Genomic DNA, 2,500 nt, shown 5'->3' on the forward strand with positions numbered 1-2,500 from the left:
GTTTGGAGCGTCTTGCGCTCGATCAGTTCGGTGCGCGGTCGGCTAATCCGTTCTTCGTCAAGGAGGCTGATGGTGACGCGGATTTCAAGAAGAGCGATTATCACTTGAAGGCGGGCAGTCCGGCTCGGGGGTCGGGGAAGGCTCTTCCGGCTGATGTGGCCAAGGCGATCGATCCGTCGGGCACGACGGTCAAGCCCAATGCGGCCGTGGACCGCGGAGCACTCGTCAACGTCAAGATGAAGGGAGACGGGGGGTGACCGGCACCCCGAGCGTGCCTTCCCCGATAGCCGCATGACACGGCGGGCGTCCCTCCCGCTCGAACCGCACGCTTGCGCCTACGGGCGCGATGGGCCGGGTGATTCTGAGCGGCCCGCGCGTTCGCACCGCCTCGATCGGCCCGCCCGCAAACGGGTCGACCCTTCGAATAGAATTCCCGATTTCCAAGAAGAAGATAAAGAAAAGGAGAGAAGACGATGCATTCGCATATGGCTCGAAGAGCCTACCGCTGGCTGACGGCCTTCGCGGCGGTTTTCGTGGCGATCTCGACGATCGTGGCGCTGCCGCAGTCCGCCCGGGCCGCGGAACGCCTGAACCACAAGTATTCGGTTCCCGACACCAACTACCCGGTTCCGCAGAGCAACGCGCTGTGGGTGAGCCCCGATGGGAACGACTCGGCCAATGGAAGCGAGAAAGCGCCGTTCAAGACGATCAAGCATGCCGCCAAGCAGGCGAAGAAGGGCACGACGATCGTTCTCAAGAGCGGCGTCTACCGCGAACCCCATTTCTCCATCGCACAAGACGACGTCACCCTCCAGGCGGCGCCTCACGCGGAGGTGTGGCTCAAGGGCAGCGACGTCGTCGGGGCCTCTCGGTGGAAGAAGGACGGCAGAGTCTGGAAGGTCACGGGGGACTTCCAGAACTTCTGCCACGTCTGCACCACGAACGCCAAGCCCAGCGTCGAGGGAATCGCCGCCTTCCCGGAGCAGGTCTTCATCGGCGACCAACCCCTCAAGCAGGTGGACAGCAAGGACAAGGTCGGCCCGGGAACCTTCTACGTCGAAGACTCCACGCCCACCACGTTGAAGTCGGCGAACGGCACGTCGAAGCAGTACAACGTCGGCCGCCAGGACAACATCACGTACTACGTGGGATCCGACCCGACGGCCGGAACCACGGAGATCTCCGAGAGAAGCCGCGCGTTCACCGCGACCGGACGGCACTTCGTCATGAAGGGCGTCAACGTCGCCCAGTTCTCGCCGAACCAGGTCTGGGATTTCAAGGATCCGCGGCTCGGATCCGAGAGCGGGCCCGTCGCGGTGAGCATCAACGGCGCGGACAGTGTGATCCAGGACAGTACCTTCGCTCAGAGCGCGACTTCGTCATTCTTCTTCAATCACGCTGAGAACGGCCGCTTCGTCAACAACAAAGTGCTCGACAACGGCGGGGCTGGAATGGGAGGGAACTACTCCCACAACCTAACCATCGAGAACAGCGAATTCTCCGGTAACAATGCCGAAGGGTTCCTGACGAACGGAAGCCTCTGCACCGCTTACTGCGGCATAGCCGATGTGAAGATCACCCATGCAAAGAGTGTTACATTCCGCGGTAATAAAGTGGATTATTCACAGAAAAAGGTCAACCATACCGATAAAAACAACAAAATGCCCATAGCATTTTGGTGCGACGAGGGCTGCATAGGAACGGCGACAGTGAATAACTTCTTTACCAATGTCGGTCAGGCAGTAGGCTATGAAGTTTCCAGCGGTGGAGTAATCGCATCCAATATCATAGAGTCTTCCGGTGCCGGAATCAATGTTATGGGCAGCGACAAAGTCAAAATCTATAACAATACCATATCTCGTACTTTCCGTCCCATAAATATTGGGGAAGACAAGCGAGCCAAAGGGTGCAACGCCTATGATACCAATAAGAAGTGCATATCGGGAGAAAAATGGTCACAATCGCAAAAACTCAGTTGGGATACCACAGGCACTCAACTGTACAATAACATCATTTCATCTCGATTGACGGTGCAGAACGATTCCTCCGGTCCGTACTGGGCGTACCCGATCCGGACCATCGGCGCGGACAATCTCGACGGGAGCGCCAAGCTGTACAGCAACGACTTGTTCGAGGGCATGGACTACGACGCTTTCTACCGCTCCAGTCCCCAAGCCGAACCCTATGTGCTGACATGGGATTTGAAGGACAAGCCCGACCCCGTCAACATCCTGTTCTCGCGGACGTCCGAGATCGCCTCCAACCCGGCGGTCAACAAGAAGATTGATGGTTTGGAGCGTCATGCGCTCGATCAGTTCGGTGCGCGGTCGGCTAATCCGTTCTTCGTCAAGGAGGCTGATGGTGACGCGGATTTCAAGAAGAGCGATTATCACTTGAAGGCGGGCAGTCCGGCTCGGGGGTCGGGGAAGGCTCTTCCGGCTGATGTGGCCAAGGCGATCGATCCGTCGGGCACGACGGTCAAGCCCAATGCGGCCGTGGA

At 58.6% G+C, this 2,500-nt stretch carries 2 protein-coding genes; both read left to right on the forward strand.

All coding sequences use genetic code 11. The features are described 5' to 3' along the window. Nucleotides 1–257, forward strand: a 257-nt coding sequence (locus HMPREF0043_RS11340; protein WP_198010247.1) for a hypothetical protein, incomplete at its 5' end; no start/stop codon positions are given. Between the two features lie 216 nt (nt 258–473). After that, nucleotides 474–2,500, forward strand: a 2,027-nt coding sequence (locus HMPREF0043_RS01005) for a right-handed parallel beta-helix repeat-containing protein (protein ID WP_084431941.1), incomplete at its 3' end; no start/stop codon positions are given.

It is taken from the genome of Actinobaculum sp. oral taxon 183 str. F0552, assembly GCF_000466165.1.
In the GTDB taxonomy this organism is placed as follows: Bacteria; Actinomycetota; Actinomycetes; order Actinomycetales; family Actinomycetaceae; genus Peptidiphaga.